This is a genomic window from Escherichia sp. TW14182 (assembly GCF_000208525.1).
Taxonomy (GTDB): Bacteria; Pseudomonadota; Gammaproteobacteria; order Enterobacterales; family Enterobacteriaceae; genus Escherichia; species Escherichia ruysiae.
Map to the genome: position 1 here is coordinate 1 of NZ_AEJZ01000315.1, position 2430 is coordinate 2430.

Annotated in this window: 3 protein-coding genes; all 3 read right to left on the minus strand. The window is 46.2% G+C overall.

The window, feature by feature from the left end; genetic code table 11:
• A partial coding sequence (locus EQY_RS0120625) for a Fic family protein (protein WP_000190163.1) occupies nucleotides 1–1014 on the minus strand: 1014 nt, incomplete at its 3' end.
• A gap of 618 nt (nucleotides 1015–1632) precedes the next feature.
• Entirely contained in the window at nucleotides 1633–1917 is a 285-nt protein-coding gene (locus tag EQY_RS0120630) for a hypothetical protein (RefSeq protein WP_000004839.1), read from the minus strand.
• Between the two features lie 5 nt (nucleotides 1918–1922).
• On the minus strand, nucleotides 1923–2430 hold a 508-nt coding region (locus tag EQY_RS0120635), incomplete at its 5' end, for a terminase TerL endonuclease subunit (RefSeq protein ID WP_000296026.1).

Consider the following 2430-nt stretch of genomic DNA (forward strand, 5'->3'; position numbering starts at 1 on the left):
CAGCTTTCCAATCTGATAAGTTATCTGGGAGGGTTTTAGCTGCGGAAGCACTTCCTTTAGATCTCCTGCTTTAATGGTTCCCTTTTCCACCGCCTTTTTTAACACCTTGACCTCAAGATCATTAATAAGCCCGCGCTCGATTGAATAATTTATCGCTGGGTGTAAAATTTCAGAGATTAGGAAATTGAGCTTTGTTAGCTGATTAACTTTTTTTAGCTCTACAGAGATGCCAGACAATACATATAGACACCATCTTTCTAGTCCTTCCTTTGTGCCTTTATCAGCCTCACCTAGCATAGTGTAGTAACGCTCCCGATCATTACAGAAAACCGCTGTAGGGTTTAGCACGCGACCGCCAACTTGCACATTAAACCCGTATTTAATGAGTAGAGCATAGGTTAGCAAGCGGACAGTTCGACCATTACCATTCCCAAATGGGTGAATCCAACCAAAACGATGATGGGCCAAAGCTATTTTCATCAAATCATATTTGGGTTTATCTGCACGATTGATGAAGGTTGTCAACTCTTCCATATACCCTGGAACCAGTATGTGTTCAGGTGGGAGGTGTTCCGATTGTGCGATACTTACGTTGTGCTGACGATACGTTCCCGGTGTTTTGTCACCCTCTCGATCTAGCCCCGATACGGCAATGCTGTGTAAATCTCGGATAAAGTGCTCAGTTATTGGCTCTCCGTTTTTAAAGTGCCGATCAATAAACTCCATCGCTAATTCGATGTTGTAAATTTCTTTTAACTGGTCGGTGGACTTGCTGGTTCCCTCAATTTTGCTTTCAACGTAATCAGCAAGTGTTGTATGGTTCCCTTCAATACGTGCGGACCCCAGACTTTCAAGCATATGAAAAATATCTTTTAACTGGATGAATAGAATCGGGTGAACGTCAGTTTCAAGCTTCAGGTGTCTAAGTAGCTCCAGCTCATTCAGAACGTCAACTAACGGTGAGGCGAATTCAGGATTGAGCAGTTCAAGTTCGAAGTGTTTGAAGGTTGCCATAGTTTAATTACCTAGAATTACGTGTTTATATTATCTCAAAATTTACATGAAAAACCCTTTTATATCCATTAGATATAAAAGGATATACTGTATCGCTATATCAAATTCCGCACTGCCATTATCTCAAAAAAGACAAATGCAACCAGACACATGAAGCTGAATAGACATTTTCACTATTCAGAATCTGGCGGGTGAGTTTTCCAGCTTCCCCCATTGGGGGATTGTGAAAGAATCAATGGGTTACGCCTTGCCAGCAAAAAAACTCGTCAACTGTAACGGAAATCGTTATGGCTGCTGGTGGGCCAAATCATCATTACGGTGATACAGCCATGTAGACGTTCCGGTCTCCTCAAATTGAGGTTTACGAAAATATCAGCGGGTTAGCGATTAAGCTGGCGAGTAATTAAACTGCAAAAATTTCGTAGTTTGTGAATATATTCCGGCCTGCTGGTTAACAGTCCTCAGATGTGAGGGATGTAGCCAGCGCAATTTTGCGTTATCGGGAATATCAGCAAGTTACCGCGCCGGATTCCGCCAATGGCTGTTTCCGAAAGAATCAACTGGTTAGGCTGGTTTCCCCGATGTTCGCCGCTGGCGAATTTCGAAAATATCAACCAGTTACCGCCGCAACCGCTCCGGCTTCTTCCACTGATAAGTATTTTTCGCGCTCTCCCGGTACATCTCCACGCGGCGACGATATGACAACATCTCCAGAACTCTGATTCGTATGTCGCGCATATCAACGCCGTTAAGCTCGATACCGTCACGGCGCATCACCTCAGCCACCACACGCGCGTAATTTTCGGCTATCACGCTGTCCGGCTGCGTGGCCTCCTGTTTGCCTGCTGCCTGGCTGATTCCGGTAACGCGGCGGATTATTTTTAGTAGTTCGGTTTCGCTCATTCTCGTCACACCCCATCAAACGCCGCAAGCCGCTCTTTGTGGTTGTCGCTCATATCAAATGCAAATTCTTCATGCTCTGCCTGGAATGTGCCAAACGCCATCAGCGCCGCAACGCTCGGGTCTATCTTGTTGGATGATTTTTTCTTGTTCGGCTTGATATTGGCGTTCGCGTCACTCTGCATCACAACATTACTCATTGACCAGGCCAGCACCGGATCACCACGATGCACAATCACCTTCCGGTTAACAAAAACTTCGAACGATTTCGCCGCCGGACTGAAACGAAGGTATGTTTGCGGGAACGGCTCCACCTCAAATCCTGCGCCCTGTAGCTGCGTCCTCAGGTGCGTGGCGTTCCATGTATCGAAGCCCACCAGCCTGATATTGAAATTCTCTGCATCCGCCATGATGTCATCACGGATACGGTCATAATCAATGCAGTCACCCGGTGTTGTGCGTATCCAGCCCGCCTTTACCCACTGGCGATAGATGGCGCGGTTTTTATTGGCGGGG

Bases quoted from the DNA above. Each gene is read 5' to 3' on its own strand.
- EQY_RS0120630 (WP_000004839.1), bottom strand. From the start codon at position 1,917: ATGAGCGAAACCGAACTACTAAAAATAATCCGCCGCGTTACCGGAATC.